The 17,521-nt window shown below is 70.7% G+C and carries 18 protein-coding genes; 16 read left to right on the plus strand and 2 right to left on the minus strand.

All coding sequences use genetic code 11. From position 1 onward, the window contains the following. The first annotated feature begins 91 nt into the window (after positions 1 to 91). From ftsH to AXK61_RS07325, 15 genes are all read left to right on the plus strand, one after another. A complete protein-coding gene (ftsH, locus tag AXK61_RS07255) occupies positions 92 to 2,530 on the plus strand; it encodes an ATP-dependent zinc metalloprotease FtsH (RefSeq protein ID WP_068574072.1) in 2,439 nt (812 codons plus the stop codon). Further along, positions 2,530 to 3,120, plus strand: a complete 591-nt coding sequence (gene folE, locus AXK61_RS07260) for a GTP cyclohydrolase I FolE (RefSeq protein ID WP_068574074.1) — start codon at positions 2,530 to 2,532, stop codon at positions 3,118 to 3,120. The genes ftsH and folE overlap by 1 nt, the downstream gene beginning before the upstream one ends. 29 nt (positions 3,121 to 3,149) lie before the next feature. After that, positions 3,150 to 3,986 carry a dihydropteroate synthase gene (gene folP, locus AXK61_RS07265; RefSeq protein WP_068575272.1) on the plus strand — a complete coding sequence of 279 codons (837 nt, stop codon included), beginning with the start codon at positions 3,150 to 3,152 and terminating at the stop codon, positions 3,984 to 3,986. A gap of 2 nt (positions 3,987 to 3,988) precedes the next feature. Beyond that, entirely contained in the window at positions 3,989 to 4,372 is a 384-nt protein-coding gene (folB, locus tag AXK61_RS07270; protein WP_068574076.1) for a dihydroneopterin aldolase, read from the plus strand. Beyond that, entirely contained in the window at positions 4,369 to 4,890 is a 522-nt protein-coding gene (folK, locus tag AXK61_RS07275; protein WP_068574078.1) for a 2-amino-4-hydroxy-6-hydroxymethyldihydropteridine diphosphokinase, read from the plus strand. Before folB ends, folK begins: the two co-directional genes overlap by 4 nt. Further along, entirely contained in the window at positions 4,887 to 5,414 is a 528-nt protein-coding gene (locus tag AXK61_RS07280) for a DUF3180 domain-containing protein (protein WP_068744484.1), read from the plus strand. Before folK ends, AXK61_RS07280 begins: the two co-directional genes overlap by 4 nt. A 36-nt stretch (positions 5,415 to 5,450) precedes the next feature. After that, complete coding sequence (locus tag AXK61_RS07285; RefSeq protein WP_156485597.1) at positions 5,451 to 6,611, plus strand: DUF6779 domain-containing protein; 1,161 nt, start codon at positions 5,451 to 5,453, stop codon at positions 6,609 to 6,611. A 110-nt stretch (positions 6,612 to 6,721) separates the two neighbouring features. Continuing rightward, entirely contained in the window at positions 6,722 to 7,663 is a 942-nt protein-coding gene (locus AXK61_RS07290; protein WP_068574084.1) for a Rossmann-like and DUF2520 domain-containing protein, read from the plus strand. Beyond that, positions 7,660 to 8,553 carry a pantoate--beta-alanine ligase gene (panC, locus tag AXK61_RS07295; protein WP_068574086.1) on the plus strand — a complete coding sequence of 298 codons (894 nt, stop codon included), beginning with the start codon at positions 7,660 to 7,662 and terminating at the stop codon, positions 8,551 to 8,553. The genes AXK61_RS07290 and panC overlap by 4 nt, the downstream gene beginning before the upstream one ends. After that, complete coding sequence (gene panD, locus AXK61_RS07300; protein ID WP_068574087.1) at positions 8,553 to 8,960, plus strand: aspartate 1-decarboxylase; 408 nt, start codon at positions 8,553 to 8,555, stop codon at positions 8,958 to 8,960. Before panC ends, panD begins: the two co-directional genes overlap by 1 nt. Further along, complete coding sequence (locus AXK61_RS07305) at positions 8,960 to 9,817, plus strand: type III pantothenate kinase (protein WP_068574088.1); 858 nt, start codon at positions 8,960 to 8,962, stop codon at positions 9,815 to 9,817. The genes panD and AXK61_RS07305 overlap by 1 nt, the downstream gene beginning before the upstream one ends. 165 nt (positions 9,818 to 9,982) lie before the next feature. Next, the gene (locus AXK61_RS07310; protein ID WP_068744486.1) at positions 9,983 to 10,357 is read left to right on the plus strand and encodes a rhodanese-like domain-containing protein; all 375 of its coding nucleotides are present in this window, start codon (positions 9,983 to 9,985) and stop codon (positions 10,355 to 10,357) included. A 34-nt stretch (positions 10,358 to 10,391) separates the two neighbouring features. After that, positions 10,392 to 12,155: a lysine--tRNA ligase gene (gene lysS / locus AXK61_RS07315; protein ID WP_082778160.1), complete on the plus strand. Its 1,764-nt coding sequence runs from the start codon at positions 10,392 to 10,394 to the stop codon at positions 12,153 to 12,155. A 187-nt stretch (positions 12,156 to 12,342) separates the two neighbouring features. Then, the gene (locus tag AXK61_RS07320) at positions 12,343 to 12,687 is read left to right on the plus strand and encodes a histone-like nucleoid-structuring protein Lsr2 (RefSeq protein ID WP_068574092.1); all 345 of its coding nucleotides are present in this window, start codon (positions 12,343 to 12,345) and stop codon (positions 12,685 to 12,687) included. A 288-nt stretch (positions 12,688 to 12,975) separates the two neighbouring features. Beyond that, complete coding sequence (locus tag AXK61_RS07325; RefSeq protein WP_068574094.1) at positions 12,976 to 15,558, plus strand: ATP-dependent Clp protease ATP-binding subunit; 2,583 nt, start codon at positions 12,976 to 12,978, stop codon at positions 15,556 to 15,558. Between the two features lie 79 nt (positions 15,559 to 15,637). On the opposite strand, the gene AXK61_RS07330 is transcribed toward AXK61_RS07325, so the two are convergent. Continuing rightward, entirely contained in the window at positions 15,638 to 16,378 is a 741-nt protein-coding gene (locus AXK61_RS07330; protein ID WP_231855466.1) for a potassium channel family protein, read from the minus strand. 80 nt (positions 16,379 to 16,458) lie between these two features. On the opposite strand from AXK61_RS07330, the gene AXK61_RS07335 reads away from it, so the two are divergent. Beyond that, on the plus strand, positions 16,459 to 17,181 hold the full coding sequence (locus AXK61_RS07335; RefSeq protein WP_156485598.1) for a phytanoyl-CoA dioxygenase family protein: 723 nt from the start codon (positions 16,459 to 16,461) through the stop codon (positions 17,179 to 17,181). 40 nt (positions 17,182 to 17,221) lie between these two features. Here the strand turns inward: AXK61_RS07335 and AXK61_RS07340 are convergent. Next, the coding region (locus tag AXK61_RS07340) for an ATP-binding protein (protein ID WP_197466766.1) at positions 17,222 to 17,521 on the minus strand (300 nt) is incomplete at its 5' end.

Here is a 17,521-nt window from a genome sequence, read left to right on the forward strand (position 1 = left end):
GAGCGGTGCACGGTAACCTGGGGAGTCGACCCTGCGCGGCTCTCCGCGCCGCCGGAAGAAGAAGGACTGACGAGCCGCGAGGCGAAGCCATATGAAACGGAAATCACTCATCCGCACGCTGGCGATCATCGCCGCATTCGTGCTGCTGGTCTGGGCCTTCACCATGGTCGGCGGCGGCAAGAACGAGTACACCAAGGGCGTTCCCACCTCGCTCGTCGTACAGCAGCTGCAGGACAAGAACGTCACGGACGTCCAGATCGACGACCGGGAGCAGACGCTGCGCGTCACGCTGGCCAAGCCCGTCGCCGACCAGGGCGACGTCAAGGGCACGGGCGAGGCCACCAAGGTCTTCACCAAGTACCCCGCCGGCACCTCGCGCGACATCCTCGGCGAGGTCCAAGACGCGAAGAACCCGGACGGCAAGCCGGTCACGTACACCACGAACGTGACGCAGGAGTCGCCGTGGCTGCAGATGCTGCTGTTCACGCTGCTGCCGATCCTGCTGCTCGTGGGCCTGTTCTTCCTGCTCATGAACCGGATGCAGGGCGGCGGCCGCGGCGGCGTCATGGGCTTCGGCAAGAGCAAGGCCAAGCAGCTGACCAAGGACATGCCGAAGACCACCTTCGCGGATGTCGCGGGCGCCGACGAGGCGGTCGAGGAGCTCTACGAGATCAAGGACTTCCTGCAGAACCCGGCCCGCTACCAGGCCCTCGGCGCGAAGATCCCCAAGGGCGTGCTGCTCTACGGTCCGCCCGGAACGGGTAAGACGCTGCTCGCGCGCGCCGTCGCCGGTGAGGCCGGCGTGCCCTTCTTCACGATCTCCGGCTCGGACTTCGTCGAGATGTTCGTCGGCGTGGGCGCCTCGCGCGTGCGTGACCTGTTCGAGCAGGCCAAGGAGAACAGCCCCTGCATCATCTTCGTCGACGAGATCGACGCGGTCGGTCGCCAGCGCGGCGCCGGCATGGGCGGCGGCCACGACGAGCGCGAGCAGACCCTCAACCAGCTGCTCGTCGAGATGGACGGCTTCGGCGACCGCCAGGGCATCATCCTCATCGCGGCTACCAACCGGCCGGACATCCTCGACCCGGCGCTGCTGCGCCCGGGCCGCTTCGACCGGCAGATCCCCGTCACCAACCCGGACATCGCGGGCCGCAGGGCCATCTTGCGCGTGCACTCGCAGGGCAAGCCTCTGGCCCCCGACGCCGACCTGGACGGGCTGGCCAAGCGCACGCCCGGCATGTCCGGCGCCGACCTGGCGAACGTGGTCAACGAGGCCGCGCTGCTCACTGCGCGGGAGAACGGCACCGTCATCACGGCCCCGACGCTCGAGGAGGCCGTGGACCGCGTGGTGGGCGGCCCGCGCCGGAAGAACCGGATCATCTCCGAGCACGAGAAGAAGGTGACCGCGTACCACGAGGGCGGCCACACCCTGGCCGCGTGGGCCACGAAGAGCCTCGACCCGGTGTACAAGGTCACCATCCTGGCCCGGGGCCGTACCGGCGGCCACGCGCTCGCCGTGCCCGAGAACGACAAGGGCATGTACACCCGCAACGAGATGATCGGTCGGCTGATCTTCGCGATGGGCGGCCGCGCGGCGGAGGAGCTCGTGTTCGCCGAGCCCACCACCGGCGCGTCCAGCGACATCGACCAGGCCACGAAGATCGCCCGCGCGATGGTCACCGAGTACGGCATGAGCGCCCGCCTGGGTGCCGTGAAGTACGGCCAGGACGAGGGCGACCCGTTCATGGGCCGCGGGTTCGGCGGCGGGGCGCAGTACTCCGACGCCGTCGCCGCGCAGATCGATGAGGAGGTGCGCTCGCTCATCGAGGCCGCGCACACCGAGGCGTGGGCCATCCTCACCGAGTACCGCGACGTGCTCGACGTGCTGGCGGGTGAGCTGCTGGAGAAGGAGACGCTGGTCCGCAAGGATCTCGAGCGGATCTTCGAGTCCGTCGAGAAGCGCCCGGTGATCACGCAGTTCGACGACTTCGGCACCCGCGTCCCGTCCGACAAGCCGCCGATCAAGACTCCCAAGGAGATCGCGATCGAGAACGGTGAGCCCTGGCCGCCGGTCGACGAGGAGGCCGAGCGACGCAAGGCCGAGCTCGAGACGGCCGCGGCGCAGAACGGCCGGAACGGTCACGCCGGCCAGAACGGTCAGAACGGCGAGTGGGGTGTGCCCGCGCCCGCCGGGCAGCCCTGGCCCGCTCCGGGGGCACCGTCGGGCTACGGAGAGCAGGGGCAGCAGCCCCAGCCCGCCTACGGCCAGCCCGGCTACCAATGGGGCGGCCAGCAGCAGCCCTACCCGGGCCCGCAGTACCCGTCCCAGCCAGGGCCGTACGGCCAGCAGCCGCCGCAGGGCAGTCGCCCGGACTACGGCGCGCCGGCCGGGTGGTCGGCGCCGGGGTGGCCTCCGCAGGGCCAGCCGCCGCAGGCCCCCGCGCAGCCCGGTCAGCAGGGTTCCGGTCAGCAGGGTTCGGGTCAGCACGGGACCGAGCAGCCCGGACCGGACCGATCGGGCGAGTCCTGATGGGCGAGGGCGCCGCCATCGCCGCATTCGATCATGAGCGCGCCGTGGCGGCCGTCCGGGAACTGCTCATCGCCGTCGGCGAGGACCCCGACCGCGAGGGCCTGCTCAAGACCCCCGAGCGGGTCGCGCGGGCCTTCGAGGAGGTCTTCGGAGGGCTGCACGTGGATCCCGACGCGGTGCTCGACACCACCTTCGGCGAGGACCACGACGAGCTGGTGCTGGTCAAGGACATCCCCATGTACTCGACCTGCGAGCACCACCTGGTCTCCTTCCACGGCGTCGCCCACGTGGGGTACCTGCCCGGCGAGAGCGGGCGCGTGACCGGGTTGAGCAAGTTGGCGCGCGTGGTGGACCTGTACGCCAAGCGGCCGCAGGTCCAGGAGCGGCTCACCGCGCAGATCGCCGACGCGTTGGTCCGCAAGCTCGATCCGCGCGGCGTCATCGTCGTCATCGAGGCCGAGCACCTGTGCATGGCCATGCGCGGCATCCGCAAGCCCGGCGCCAGCACCACCACCTCAGCGGTGCGCGGCGCGTTCAAGGACAGTGCGACCTCGCGCGCCGAGGCACTCGAGCTGATCCTGCGCCGGTGAGCGGGAGCAGCGCCCCCGAGACGCTCATCATGGGCGTCGTCAACGTCACGGCCGACTCGTTCTCCGACGGCGGCCGCTACCTGGACCCGGAGGCGGCCGTCGCGCGGGCTCGGGAACTCGTCGGCGACGGTGCCGCGATCGTGGACGTGGGCGGGGAGTCGACCCGGCCCGGCGCGCACCGCGTGCCCGCCGAGCTGGAGCGCGACCGCGTCGTGCCCGTGATCGCCGCGCTCGCCGCCGAGGGCATCGCCGTCTCCGTGGACACGATGCGCGCGTCCGTCGCCGCCGCTGCGCTCGACGCGGGCGCCGCGATCGTCAACGACGTCTCGGGCGGCCGCGCCGACCCGGACATGACCCGCGTGGTCGCAGACTCGGACGCGCCCTGGATCCTCATGCACTGGCGGCCCTCGCCCGGCGCGCCGGGACCGGTGTGGGCCGGCATCCACCACGAGATCACCGAGTACGACGACGTCGTCGCCGAGGTGCGCGACGAGCTGCTGCACCAGGCCGACGCCGCGATCGCCGCGGGCATCGCGCGCGAGCGGATCGTGCTGGACCCGGGCCTCGGCTTCGCCAAGAACGCCGCCCACAACTGGGCCCTGCTGCACGGGCTCCCGGCCCTGCAGGACACGGGATTCCGGATCCTCGTCGGTGCCTCCCGCAAGCGCTTCCTCGGCGAGCTGCTCGGTGGGCGCGAGCCCGCCGGCCGTGAGGTGGCCACCGCCGCGGTCTCCGCGCTCGCGGCGCAGGCCGGGGCGTGGGGCGTCCGCGTGCACGACGTGCGCTCGACGGCGGACGCGATCGCCGTCGCGCAGGCCTGGCGGAGGGGCGGAGCCCCGACCATGACGCAGAAGGGTGGCCTCTAGAGATGGCCGATCGGATCGAGCTCACCGGACTGCGCGTGCGCGGCCACCACGGCGTCTTCGACCACGAGCGTCGCGACGGGCAGGAGTTCGTCGTCGACCTCGTGCTGTGGGTCGACTCGCGGCCCGCGTCCGCGTCGGACGATCTCAACGACACCGTCGACTACGGCGCCCTCGCGCAGCGCGCCCACGACATCGTCGCGGGGGAGCCGCGCAACCTCATCGAGACCGTCGCCGCCGAGATCGCCGACGACATCGCCGGCGACGAGAAGGTGTACGCCGTCGAGGTGACGGTGCACAAGCCCGCGGCACCCATTCCGCTCACGTTCGCGGACGTCGCCGTCATCGCGCGGCGGTCCCGATCCGGCGCCCGGAGCGTGCAGCAGTGAGCACGGCCGTGCTGTCGATCGGCGCCAACCTCGGCGACGCGGCCGGCACCGTCCGTGCCGCGATCGACGCCCTCGGCCCCGCGCTGGTCCGCGCATCTGCGCTGTTCCGCACGCCCCCGTGGGGCGGGGTGGCCCAGGACGACTTCGTCAATGCGACCGTGCTCGTCGACGATCCGGCGCGGGACGCCGCCGGCTGGCTCGCGTTCGCGCGCGAGCAGGAGGCCGCGGCCGACCGGGTGCGCGAGGTCCGCTGGGGGCCCCGCACGCTCGATGTCGACGTCGTCGCCGTCTGGGAGTCCGCCCAGAGCGGGGCGAGCGGGGCGCGTGATGCCGACGACGCCGTGTTCTCCGAGGACCCCGAGCTCACGCTGCCGCACCCGCGCGCGCACCTGCGGGCGTTCGTGCTGGTGCCGTGGCTGGACGCCGACCCGGCCGCGGTGCTGCCGGGGCACGGCACCGTCGACGCCCTCGTGCGGGGCCTGCCCGCCGACGAGACCGCGGAGGTGACGCGGCTGTGAGCGCACCGTCGAACCCGACCGGGCGGGGACCGGGGGAGCCGAGCGGGCCCAGCGTGCGATCCACCGGCCGGCTCGAGCTCGCGGTGATCGTGATCGGCGTGGCGATCGGCGTCTACCTGCTGGCGAAGGCCTTCGTGCCGGTGATCCCCCTGTGGGCCGGTGCGCTGCTGTACGGCGTCGCCGCGGCCGATCTGTACATCGCCCAACTCGTGCGCTCGCGCCTCGCAGACGGGCGGATCGGCATGGGGCCGGGTCGGATCCATCCCATCGCGGTCGCGCGGTCGGTGGCGCTCGCGAAGGCGTCGGCGTACCTCGGGGCCGTGGCTCTCGGCTTCTTCGGCGGAGTGCTGGTGTACCTGTACACCTCCGGCGCCGAGCTCGGCGCCACGCACGCGGACCGGCCCGGCGCGTGGATCGGTGCGGCCGGCGCGCTGCTGCTCCTCGCCGCGGCGCTGTGGCTGGAACGGTGCTGCCGCACGCCGGACGATCCCGATGACCAGCCCGCCGACACATCGCCAGCCTGAGAGGCTGGACCCAAAGTAAACGGTAAGGTCGCGATCATGACGCAACCACCGATCCCGAGTTCACGGAAGCGTGTCGCCCGCCGATCGGGAGGCGCCGGTCAGTGGATGCTCGGCGTCGTGATCGCGCTGGCGGTGGTCGGTACCGGGATGTGGGTGTTCTCCGAGAACCCCCGCTGGGGCCTGGTGGCGCTGATCCTGCTCATCTGGGGGCTCGTGATCGCGGCCTTCCTCATCGCGCGGTACTCACGCGACCTGCGCGCCGCGGAGTCGAAGGAGAGCGGTCTCAAGACCGTGTACGGCCTGCAGCTCGAGCGGGAGATCAGCGCCCGCCGCGAGTACGAGCTCCAGGTGGAGCGCGACATCCGCGCCGAGGTGAAGGACGAATCGAACGAGGAGCTGACCGCGCTCAAGGCCGAGGTGCTCGCGCTGCGTGCGAACCTCGAGGAGCTGCTGGGGCGCGATCTAGGCCCGTCCTACGGCGAGCTGTACGCCGCCGCCGAGCAACGCGCGCTGGCCGCCCAGCGCGCCAAGTCCGTGTTCGAGGACGACGACCGGTTCCGCGCCCAGCAGGATTTCGCGGGCGTCCCGGAGCCCTCTCCCGAGGTGGACGACTACTACGGCGCGGGTTCGGCCGGGGGAGCGATCGGGTTCGAGGAGGACGTCGCCGAGGCCGCCGTCGCCGACGTACCGGCCGCCGGCCGTCCGCAGGAGGAGTCGCCGACGACGGTGTTCCACGTGGTCGCCGAGGAGGAGGCGCCGTCTGCCGCGCCGGCCGAGCCCGAGGTGCCGCCGGTCGACGTCGAGCACGTCGAGCACGTCGACCCCACGACGAACGAGCCCTTCGTTCCGCTCGCCCCGCAGTCCGGCTACCGCTCGCCCCTACCGCCGCGCCCGTACACCCCCGACGTTCCGCCGCAGCAGGCACCGGGGCGGGCCGCGCCGCCCTACTCGCCGTTCCAGGCGTACCCGCCGCAGGCGCCGCAGCAGCAGTGGGCGGCCCCGCAGGCGCCGCCGGTGCCGCCGAGCGTGCCGGCCGAGCAGGCCCCTCAGCCGGCGCCGGAGCAACAGGCCTCCCAGAACCCGCACGAGCACGTCGCGGGCCAGCACTCCTCCGGCAACACCGTCGCGGACCTGATCGCCCGGATGAACGCCGACACGGAGCGTTCCAGCGGCGGCCGTCGCCGCAGGCAGGACTGATGATCTAGCTCACACCGCGTTGCCCGCGCGTCGGCGCGGGCATAGCCTTCTGATGACCGTCCGGTACCCGCGCCGCGGGACTGGAACGACCCCCTTGGAGGCGTACGCCCATGCCCGAGCTCTTCGCCGGGATACCCAATCCCCCCACCCCCGCGCGGCTGTCCGTCGGCGTGATCTCCGCCGGCCGTGTCGGCACCGCCCTCGGCTCCGCGCTCGAGCGGGCCGGGCACGTCGTCACCGCGGTCGCGGCACCGTCGGGCCCTTCCCGTGAGCGCGCCGCGCGCCGGCTGCCCGAAGCGACGGTCGGCGCACCGTCGGACATCGCGGAGAAGGCCGAGCTCCTCATCCTGGCCGTGCCGGACACCGAGCTCCCCGGTCTCGTCGACGAGCTGGCTCCGCGCGTCAATCCGTCGGCGATCGTGCTGCACACCTCGGGTGCCCTCGGCGTGGGCGTCCTCGCGCCGCTTGCCCGTCTGGGCTGCACGACCGTCGCCTTCCACCCCGCGATGACCTTCGTCGACGATCCCGAGGACACCGTCCGGCTGGCCGACTGCTGCATCGGCATCACCGCCGCGGACGAGATCGGGCACGCCGTCGGGCAGGCGCTCGCGCTCGAGCTCGGCGCCGAGCCGGTCCGCGTGCCCGAGGCGGCACGCCCGCTCTATCACGCTGCGCTCGCCCACGGTGCGAACCACCTGGTGGCCCTGGTCGACGATGCCGTGCTCGCCCTGCGCGCCGCGCTCGCCGGCGGGATCGGCGCCGACACGGTCGGGGGACCGGCGGAGGGACTCGCCGAGCGCGTCCTCGCGCCGCTGGCCCGGGCGGCCCTCGACAACGCCCTGGCCCGTGGTCCGGCGGCGTTGACGGGGCCCGCGGCTCGCGGCGACGCCCGCACCGTCGCCCGGCACCTGACCGCTCTGGCGACCGTCGACCCGACCGACGGCCCGCGCATCGCCGATGCGTACCGCGCCCAATCCCGGCGCGCGGCAGCACAATCCGGAAACTCAGCCACGATCGATCCCGTCCTCGCGACACCTCAGGAGCTCTCATGAGTGCACCCACCCGCCCGTACACCCCCGGCCAGCTGACCGTGCACCACGACCCGGCGCAGCTCACCAAGGTCACGAACGCGTTGAAGTCGACGGGGCGGCAGATCGCCTTCGTCCCGACCATGGGCGCGCTGCACGCGGGCCACTTGGAGCTGGTGCACGCCGCGAAGCTGAACGGCGCCGTCGTCGTGGTGTCGATCTTCGTCAACCCGTTGCAGTTCGGCGCGGGCGAGGACCTGGACGCGTACCCGCGCACCCTCGACGAGGATGTGGCGAAGCTGCGCGCGGCGGGCGTCGAGCTGGTGTTCGCGCCGTCGGCCGCCGACATGTACCCGAACGGCCCGCGCACCACGATCCACCCCGGCGCCGCCGGCGAGGGCCTCGAGGCGGCCAGCCGCCCCACGCATTTCGCGGGGATGCTGACCGTGGTGAACAAGCTGCTCAACATCGTGCGGCCGCACACCGCGTACTTCGGTGAGAAGGACTACCAGCAGCTGGTGCTGGTGCGGCAGATGGTCACCGACCTCAACATGGACGTCAAGATCGTCGGCGTCCCGACGGTCCGCGAGGCCGACGGCCTAGCGATGAGCTCGCGCAACGTCTACCTCTCCGAGGACGAGCGCGAGGCCGCGACGGCCCTCTCCGCGGCGCTGCTCGCCGGCGCCTACGCCGCGCAGGGCGGCGAGTCCGCCATCCTCGCCGCCGCGAACGAGGTCCTCGCCTCGCGCCCCGAGATCGCGGTGCAGTACCTGGAACTGCGCGCACCCGACCTGGGGGTCGCGCCGGACAAGGGCGACGGCCGGCTGCTGGTCGCCGCGAAGCTCGGCACCACCCGCCTGCTCGACAACGTGGGCGTCGCCATCGGCACCGGATTCCTCGAGGAGGCCGAATAATGCTGCGCACCATGATGACCAGCAAGATCCACCGCGCCACCGTGACCGAGGCGAACCTGCACTACGTGGGGTCGGTCACCGTCGACCAGGACCTGCTGGACGCCGCGAACCTGCTCGAGGGCGAGCAGGTGGCCATCGTCGACGTGACCAACGGCGCCCGCCTCGAGACCTACACCATCGCCGGTGAGCGGGGCAGCGGCGTGATCGGGATCAACGGCGCGGCAGCGCATCTCGTGAACCCGGGCGACATCGTCATCCTCATCGCCTACGGCCAGCTGAACGAGGCCGAGCTGACGACCTACGCGCCGAGCGTCGTCTTCGTCGACGGCGACAACAGGCCCGTCGAGCTCACCGCCGACGCCGCGCACGTGCCGGACGGCTACGGCCTGGTGACGGGGCGCATCTAGTGCTGCTGGCGATCGACGCCGGCAACACCTCGGTCACCGTCGGCCTGTTCGCGTCCGCCGCGGGCGAGGAACTGCTCGGCACCTGGCGGTTGCGCAGCGACCCGCGGATGACCTCGGACGAGCTGGCGCTCATCCTGAACGGCTTCCTCACGGGCGGGGGCTTCGACCCCGCGGCCGTCACCGGCGTCAGCGTGCTCTCGACGGTGCCCGAGCTGCTGCGCTCGCTGCGCGCCGTGATGCCCCGCTACTACCCGGACGCGCAGCACGTGATCCTCGAGCCCGGCGTGAAGACCGGCGTGCCGCTGCTCGTCGACAATCCTCGCGAGGTGGGCACCGACCGTGTCGCCAACGCCGCCGGTGCCTTCGAGCTGATCGGCAGGCCCGACGGTACGCCGTGCGTCGTCGTGGACTTCGGCACGTCGACGCGGGTCGACGTGGTGAGCGCTCGCGGCGAGTTCCTGGGCGGAGCGATCGCCGCGGGCGTCGGGAGCGCGCTGGACGCGCTCGCCGAGCGCACCGTCGCGCTGCGCCGGGTCGAGCTGGTGCCGCCGCGGTCGGTGGTCGGGAAGAACACCGTCGAGGCGCTGCAGTCCGGGATCATCTACGGCTTCGCGGGCATGGTCGACGCGCTCGTGGGCCGGGCCCTCGAGGTCGTCCCCGGCGCCCGTGTGGTGGCGACGGGCGGCTTCGACGCGGGCGGGCCGGGTGGGCAGGTTTCCGCGGTCGCCGCCGAGTGCTCGACCGTGACCGATCACCGCGCCGACCTCACCCTGCAGGGCCTGCGGGCCGTCCACCTGCGCGAGAGCGCCAACCGGGCGCAGCGCGAGAAGCGCGCGCGGGATTCGCGTCACGGATGATTCGAACCCTTGCCGCTCGCCCGGGCGGGGTGCTAACTTCGCTGTCATGAGCCAGGTGCGCAGCTGCATGGAGTGTTGTCGGGTCCGTTAGGAACCCGGCCCCCTTCCGCTGCCCGGACGCCGCCGCACTCGCGAGCGCGCTCCGCCTCCCTCCTGGAGATCTCGATGCACCCCGTGCACTTCACCCCCGCCGCAGGCCAGATCGTCGTGGACGTCCGCGACCAGTCCGAGCGCAACCGCGACGGCATTCTTCCCGGCGCCGTCGCTCTCGACGCGGCCGCCGTCGCGGCGCGGCTCGTCCCGGGCCTGTCCACCAGCCTCGCGGCCGCCGGCTCCGACGCCGAATGGCTGCTGGTCAGCGGCAACGGCGCCACCGCCGCCGCGATCGCCACGCGCCTGCGGGACCGCGGCGTGAAGGCCTCCTCGGTCGACGGTGGCTTCCGCGCGTTGGCACTGGGCATCACGCCCGGAGCGGGCCGCGCCGGCGAGTCGGATGCGTACCGTCGGGCCCTGGCCCAGTTCGCGGCGCACGAGGCGTGAGGCGCGCGCGGCCCCGTCGGTAAGATGACGGTCCGTGACCGAACTGAACGCTCCCCTGGACGACTGGGTCTCGCGACTCGCCGATGAGGCCGTGGCCTTCGCCGAGCGGAACGAGACCCCGGTGAAGGTGGCGTCGGGCATCTCCCCGTCGGGACCGATCCACCTCGGCAATCTGCGCGAGGTGATGGTGCCGCACCTGGTGGCCGATGAATTGCGCCGCCGCGGCCGGACCGTCGAGCACATCATCTCCTGGGACGATTTCGACCGTTTCCGGAAGGTGCCGAACGTTCCCGGTGTGGATTCGTCCTGGGAGCAGCACATCGGTAAACCACTGACGCGCGTTCCGGCCCCGCACGGCTCCGACGCGGCGAACTGGGCTGAGCATTTCCGTCGTGAATTGCAGAGTGCGCTCGAAGATCTCGGGGTCGAGTACCGCGGAATCAGCCAATCGCAGATGTACACCTCTGGTGCGTATATCGACCAGGTTCTGCACGCCATGGCGCAGCGCGGTCGTATTGATTCCATCCTCGAGCGTTATCGCACGCTCGATCGCGGCGATTCCTCGCCGGCGACGGAGAATGCGGAGGAAACGGACGCGGATGCCATGTCGGGAGCGGCGGAGGACGCGGATGGATCGGGCGATTCCGGCTACTACCCGTACAAGCCCTACTGCTCCGTCTGCGGCACTGATTTCACCACGGTAACGGCGTACGACGACGAATCGACCGCACTCACCTATGAGTGCCGATGCGGCCATACCGAGACCGTGGCACTGCGGGAACACACCGATGGAAAGCTGGTGTGGAAGGTCGATTGGCCGATGCGCTGGGCGTACGAGAAGGTGACCTTCGAGCCCTCCGGTGTGGACCATCAATCGCCGGGATCGTCGTTCGCGGTCGGCAAGGACGTGGCTCCGATCTTCGGGTGGAAGCGTCCGCTCGGCCCGATGTACGCGTTCGTCGGTATTCGCGGAATGGCGAAGATGTCCTCGTCCAAGGGCGGCGTGCCCACGGCCGCGATCGCCCTGCGCTACCTGGAGCCGCCGCTGCTGCGGTGGCTGTACGGCCGGAAGAAGCCGAACCAGTCCTTCGACGTCGCGCTCGACGGTGAGCTGCCGCGCACGTACGACGAATGGGACGCCCTGGTCCGCAAGACGGCGGGGGAGAAGGCTCAGCCCGGCGACATCGCGGCGTACGCCCGCGCGGCGTCCGTGCTGGACCCGGCGTCGGGAGCGGTGCGCGAGCTGCCGCTCACCCCGCGGCCGATGGCGTACAAGACGCTGGCCTCCATCGTCGACATCACCACCGGTGACGACGAGCAGACCCTGCGCATCCTGGCTGCGCTCGAACCGGACACCACGCTGACGAGCCTCGATCCGTTGCGCCCGCGGCTGGACCGGGCGAGCGCCTGGGTGGCCGAGCAGATGCCGCAACAGGAGCGCACCGTCGTCCGGACCGAGCCCGACACCGCGCTGCTCGAGTCACTGACCGACGAGCAGCGCGCGGGCCTGCGCCTGCTGCTGGAGGGCTCGGGAACGCCGGCACCGGCGGGCCTGGGACGGCTCGAGGACGACTGGTCGCTCGCCGGGATCACGCACCAGGTGTACGGCGTCGCCAAGGTGCAGCGCGGTCTCGGTGCGGATCAGATCGTCAAGGGCGATAAGGAACTCGCCGCGGCGCAGCGCGCATTCTTCGTGTTGCTCTATCGGCTCCTCGTGACCAGTGACACCGGCCCTCGTCTGCCCACGTTGCTGCTGGCCATCGGCTCCGACCGAGTGCGTTCCCTGCTGCATCCGTAGTAGTCGCAATTCGACGAATTGGGCGTCATTCGCGTCATTCGTCCGTTGTCGACGTGTGTGCGATCCGAATCGTTACCTGATCGCGACCCTATTCGTGGCGTTTGAATCGTGAATCGCGTATTCGTGTGTATAGACTCGCATTGAACGACATCAACGGAACGCGAAAACATCGAGAAGGGGCCGTACTATGGCGCGCAAGGTCACCGTTACGCTGGTCGACGACGTGGACGATACGCAGACCGCTGACGAGACCGTGGAATTCGGCCTGGACGGTGTCACCTACGAGATCGATCTGTCGTCGAAGAACGCCGCGAAGCTGCGTGATTCCCTCGAGGAATGGGTCGCGAACGCCCGTCGTGCGGGCGGCCGCAAGCGCGGTGCGCGCGCCATCGCCGCGCCCCGGGGGCGCACGCCGATCGATCGCTCGCAGAGTGCCGCGATCCGCGATTGGGCGCGCAAGTCCGGCCTGAAGGTCAACGACCGCGGTCGCATCAGCCAGGACGTCATCGACGCCTACAACGAGGCGAACTGATCCACGACTCTTCTCACCCCGGTGCGCGGCGCGCACCGGGGTGAGTCGTATCCAGGACCGTTTCGCTCACGGCGGAACGGGAATCAAAACCCGGCGACGGTGCGTTTGACCTGGTGTATCAGGACCGGAGAGGCGGCCCGATGGGCCTGCGGGCACCGCGGGCGGGGCACTGCCGACACCACCGCTGACCGGTCCGAACTACAGTGAGAAGACGTTGATTGCAGACGGCTATCTGCGGGTCCGGCCCCGTCCGGTCCCCGAAGTAACCGGGATGTGAGGAAAATGGCCATGTTCGAGAGGTTCACCGACCGCGCTCGTCGCGTCGTCGTCCTGGCGCAAGAAGAAGCCAGGATGCTCAATCACAACTACATCGGCACCGAGCACATCCTCCTGGGCCTGATCCACGAGGGTGAGGGTGTGGCCGCCAAGGCCCTCGAGTCGCTGGGCATCTCCCTGGAGGGTGTGCGCAGCCAGGTCGAGGAGATCATCGGGCAGGGCCAGCAGGCCCCGTCGGGTCACATCCCCTTCACGCCGCGTGCCAAGAAGGTCCTCGAGCTGTCGCTGCGCGAGGCGCTGCAGCTCGGCCACAACTACATCGGCACCGAGCACATCCTGCTCGGCCTGATCCGCGAGGGCGAGGGCGTCGCAGCCCAGGTCCTGGTGAAGCTGGGCGCCGATCTCAACCGGGTGCGCCAGCAGGTCATCCAGCTGCTCTCCGGTTACCAGGGCAAGGAGGGCGGTGGCGGCGAGCCCGCCGGCGCCGGTGCCCGGACCTCGGGTGGCGAGGCGGGCACCCCGTCGACCTCCCTGGTCCTGGACCAGTTCGGCAGAAACCTGACCGCTGCCGCGGCGCAGGGCAAGCTGGACCCGGTCATCGGCCGGTCCAAGGAGATCGAGCGCATCATGCAGGTGCTCTCGCGGCGCACCAAGAACAACCCGGTGCTGATCGGCGAGCCCGGCGTCGGCAAGACCGCCGTGGTCGAGGGCCTGGCGCAGGCCATCGTCAACGGCAACGTGCCAGAGACGCTCAAGGACAAGCAGCTCTACACGCTGGACCTGGGCTCCCTGGTCGCCGGCAGCCGCTACCGCGGTGACTTCGAGGAGCGCCTGCGCAAGGTGCTCAAGGAGATCGACACCCGCGGCGACATCATCCTGTTCATCGACGAGCTGCACACGCTCGTCGGCGCGGGTGCCGCCGAGGGCGCGATCGACGCCGCGTCGATCCTCAAGCCGAAGCTGGCCCGTGGCGAGCTGCAGACCATCGGCGCGACCACCCTCGACGAGTACCGCAAGTACATCGAGAAGGACGCCGCCCTGGAGCGTCGCTTCCAGCCCGTCCAGGTGGGCGAGCCGAGCGTCGAGCACGCCATCGAGATCCTCAAGGGCCTGCGCGACCGGTACGAGGCGCACCACCGCATCTCCATCACGGACAGTGCGCTGGTCGCCGCCGCCACCCTGGCGGACCGGTACATCAACGACCGCTTCCTGCCGGACAAGGCGATCGACCTCATCGACGAGGCGGGCGCGCGCATGCGCATCCGCCGGATGACCGCGCCGCCGGACCTGCGCGCCTTCGACGACAAGATCGCCGACGCCCGCCGGGAGAAGGAATCGGCGATCGACGAGCAGGACTTCGAGAAGGCCGCGTCGCTGCGCGACAAGGAGAAGCAGCTCATCGGCGAGCGCGCCGAGCGTGAGAAGCAGTGGCGCGCGGGTGATCTCGATGTCGTCGCCGAGGTCGACGAGGAGCAGATCGCCGAGGTCCTCGGTAACTGGACCGGCATTCCCGTCTTCAAGCTCACCGAGGAGGAGACCACCCGTCTGCTCCGCATGGAGGACGAGCTGCACAAGCGGATCATCGGCCAGGAGGACGCCGTCAAGGCGGTCTCGAAGGCGATCCGCCGCACGCGCGCCGGCCTGAAGGACCCCAAGCGCCCGTCGGGCTCTTTCATCTTCGCCGGCCCGTCCGGTGTGGGTAAGACGGAGCTGTCGAAGGCGCTGGCGAACTTCCTGTTCGGCGAGGACGACGCGCTCATCCAGATCGACATGGGCGAGTTCCACGACCGTTTCACCGCCTCGCGCCTGTTCGGTGCCCCTCCCGGGTACGTGGGCTACGAGGAGGGCGGCCAGCTCACCGAGAAGGTGCGCCGCAAGCCCTTCTCCGTGGTCCTCTTCGACGAGATCGAGAAGGCGCACAGCGAGATCTACAACACGCTGCTGCAGGTGCTCGAGGACGGCCGCCTGACCGACGGTCAGGGTCGCACGGTCGACTTCAAGAACACCGTGCTGATCTTCACGTCGAACCTCGGTACCTCGGACATCTCGAAGGCCGTCGGCCTGGGCTTCACCCAGGGCGACTCCGACGGGTCGAACTACGAGCGCATGAAGCTCAAGGTCAACGACGAGCTCAAGAAGCACTTCCGGCCCGAGTTCCTCAACCGCATCGACGACATCGTCGTGTTCCACCAGCTGACCCAGGACCAGATCATCCAGATGGTCGACCTGATGCTCGGTCGCGTGGGCGTCGCGCTGAAGAACAAGGACATGGAGCTCGAGGTCAGCGATCGCGCCAAGAGTCTGCTGGCCAAGCGCGGTTTCGACCCGGTCCTCGGTGCCCGGCCCCTGCGCCGCACCATCCAGCGGGAGATCGAGGACGCACTGTCCGAGAAGATCCTGTTCGGTGAGATCGCCGCGGGCCAGATCGTCGAGGTCGACGTCGAGGGCTGGGACGGCGAGGGCAAGGGCGAAGACGCGAAGTTCACCTTCGCCGGCAAGCCCAAGCCCGCGATCGACCTGGAGAAGTCCGACGACGGCGTGCCGGCCCTGGTGGCCGACGCCTCGTCCGCGACGACCCCGGGCGAGAGCGCCTGACGCTCCACCGATCCGCTCGAAGAGCCGTCACCCTGCGGGGTGGCGGCTCTTCGCGTTTCCGGGTGTCGGTCCCGGGGTGTCAGTCCCGAGTCCGACGGTCCGCCGCGCCCTCCCGTCCGAGTCTGGCGATCTCCTCGCGCAGGGCGCGGACCTCGGTGGTGAGCTCGTCGACCTCCCGGTCGGTACGGCGGGCGCTCGCGTCGACGGACTTGAGCTGATCGACGACCCAGCTGGTCGCGGTGCCGATCGCGAAGCTGATCAGGCCGATGCCGAAGACCATGAGGAGCAGGGCGACGGCGCGGCCCTCGCCGGTGACCGGATAGATGTCGCCGTAGCCCACGGTGGTGACGGTGACCGCCGCCCACCACAGCGCGTCGCCGTAGCCGCTGATCTTCGTGCCGGGAGCGCCTCGCTCCGCGTCGAGGAAGGCGAGGCTGCACAGGAACATCACCAGCACGGACGTGGTGCCCACGAAGACCGCCAGGCGGGCACGGGTGAGCCGGGACCGGTGCAGCCCGCCGATGAGCAGCGGCGCGGCGCGCAGTGCCCGGAGCGGACGGAACGGTGGCAGCAGGATCGCGATGAGGTCGATCGGGTGGGTCCGCACGAACCGCCAGCGGTCGGTCGACAGTCCCAGCCGGACCGCGTAGTCGAGGACGAAACACGCCCAGATCAGGATGTCGCCACCGTCCACCAGCCGGTGCACGAGCGGCGTGGGCGCCACGTCGAGCACCTGCACCGCGTAGACGGCGAGGAAGGCCAGCGCCAGCGCGATCATCAGTGGATTCGTCCGGCGTTCCCAGAGCTGCCTGCGCGTCACCGGCGCAATCTACGCCGCGCGTCGCGACTCGCGCCGGAAAATCGCTGGTGCCGGCGCCGGACGGGTGGCAGGGTCGGGGCGTGCTGACCGACGAGCAGGTGGAGGACTTCGTCCGCGACGGGTACGTCGCGATCCGCGGGGCGTTCAGCAGCGCGACGGCCGCGGCGTGCCGGGACGTGCTGTGGGCGGAGCTCGCGACCATGGGAATCGACCGGGACGCCCCGTCGACCTGGGACCGCCCGGTGGTCCGCCTCGGCGAGCACGGCGAGGAGCCCTTTCGCGAGGCCGCGACGTCGCCGCTCGTCTCGGAGGCGGCGGACCGTCTGGCCGGGCGCGGACGGTGGGCCCCGCGCGTCTCCCTGGACACCTTCCCCGTGCGCTTCCCCAGCGAGGACGGACCCGGCGACGACGGCTGGCACATCGACGCGAGCTTCCCCGGCGACATCCCGGACGCGTTCATGCACTGGCGCGTGAACCTTCGGAGCAAGGGGCGCGCCCTGCTCATGCTGTTCCTCTTCTCGGACATCGGCGACGGGGACGCGCCGACCCGCCTGCGGGTCGGGTCGCATCGCCGGATGGCCGCGCTGCTACGGCCCTACGGGGACGACGGTGCCGCGATGGGTGCGTTGATCCCGGAGTTCGAGTCCACGGCGGGCCTGCCCGAGACCGCCGCCACCGGGTCGGCCGGGGATGTGTACCTCTGTCACCCGTTCCTCGTGCACGCGGCGCAACCACTGTTGCCGGGGCCCGGACGGGGCGCGCGGTTCCTCGCGCAGCCCGTGTCAACGGCGGGTGAAATCTGATCAGCAGACGACGGCTGAAAGTTGAGCAGCTGTCGGGTGTTTAGTCGCGATCCTTGCCGAGGAGTTCTCGGCGGGATCTGGTGCGGTAGCTATCGCCCGAGAGGGTGAGAACCTCCGCGTGGTGGACCAGTCGGTCGATCATCGCGGCTGCGACGATGTCGTCGGAGAACGTCTCGCCCCAGCGGCCGAACGGCAGGTTGCTGGTGACCATGATCGAGCCCTGCTCGTAACGGGTGCTCACGAGCTGGAAGAACAGGTTCGCCGCGTCCGGGTCGAACGGGATGTAACCGATCTCGTCCACGATGATCAGCTTGTAGCGTTTGATCTTCTTCAGCTCGGC

The organism is Tsukamurella pseudospumae (genome assembly GCF_001575205.1).
GTDB classification, from domain to species: domain Bacteria; phylum Actinomycetota; class Actinomycetes; order Mycobacteriales; family Mycobacteriaceae; genus Tsukamurella; species Tsukamurella pseudospumae.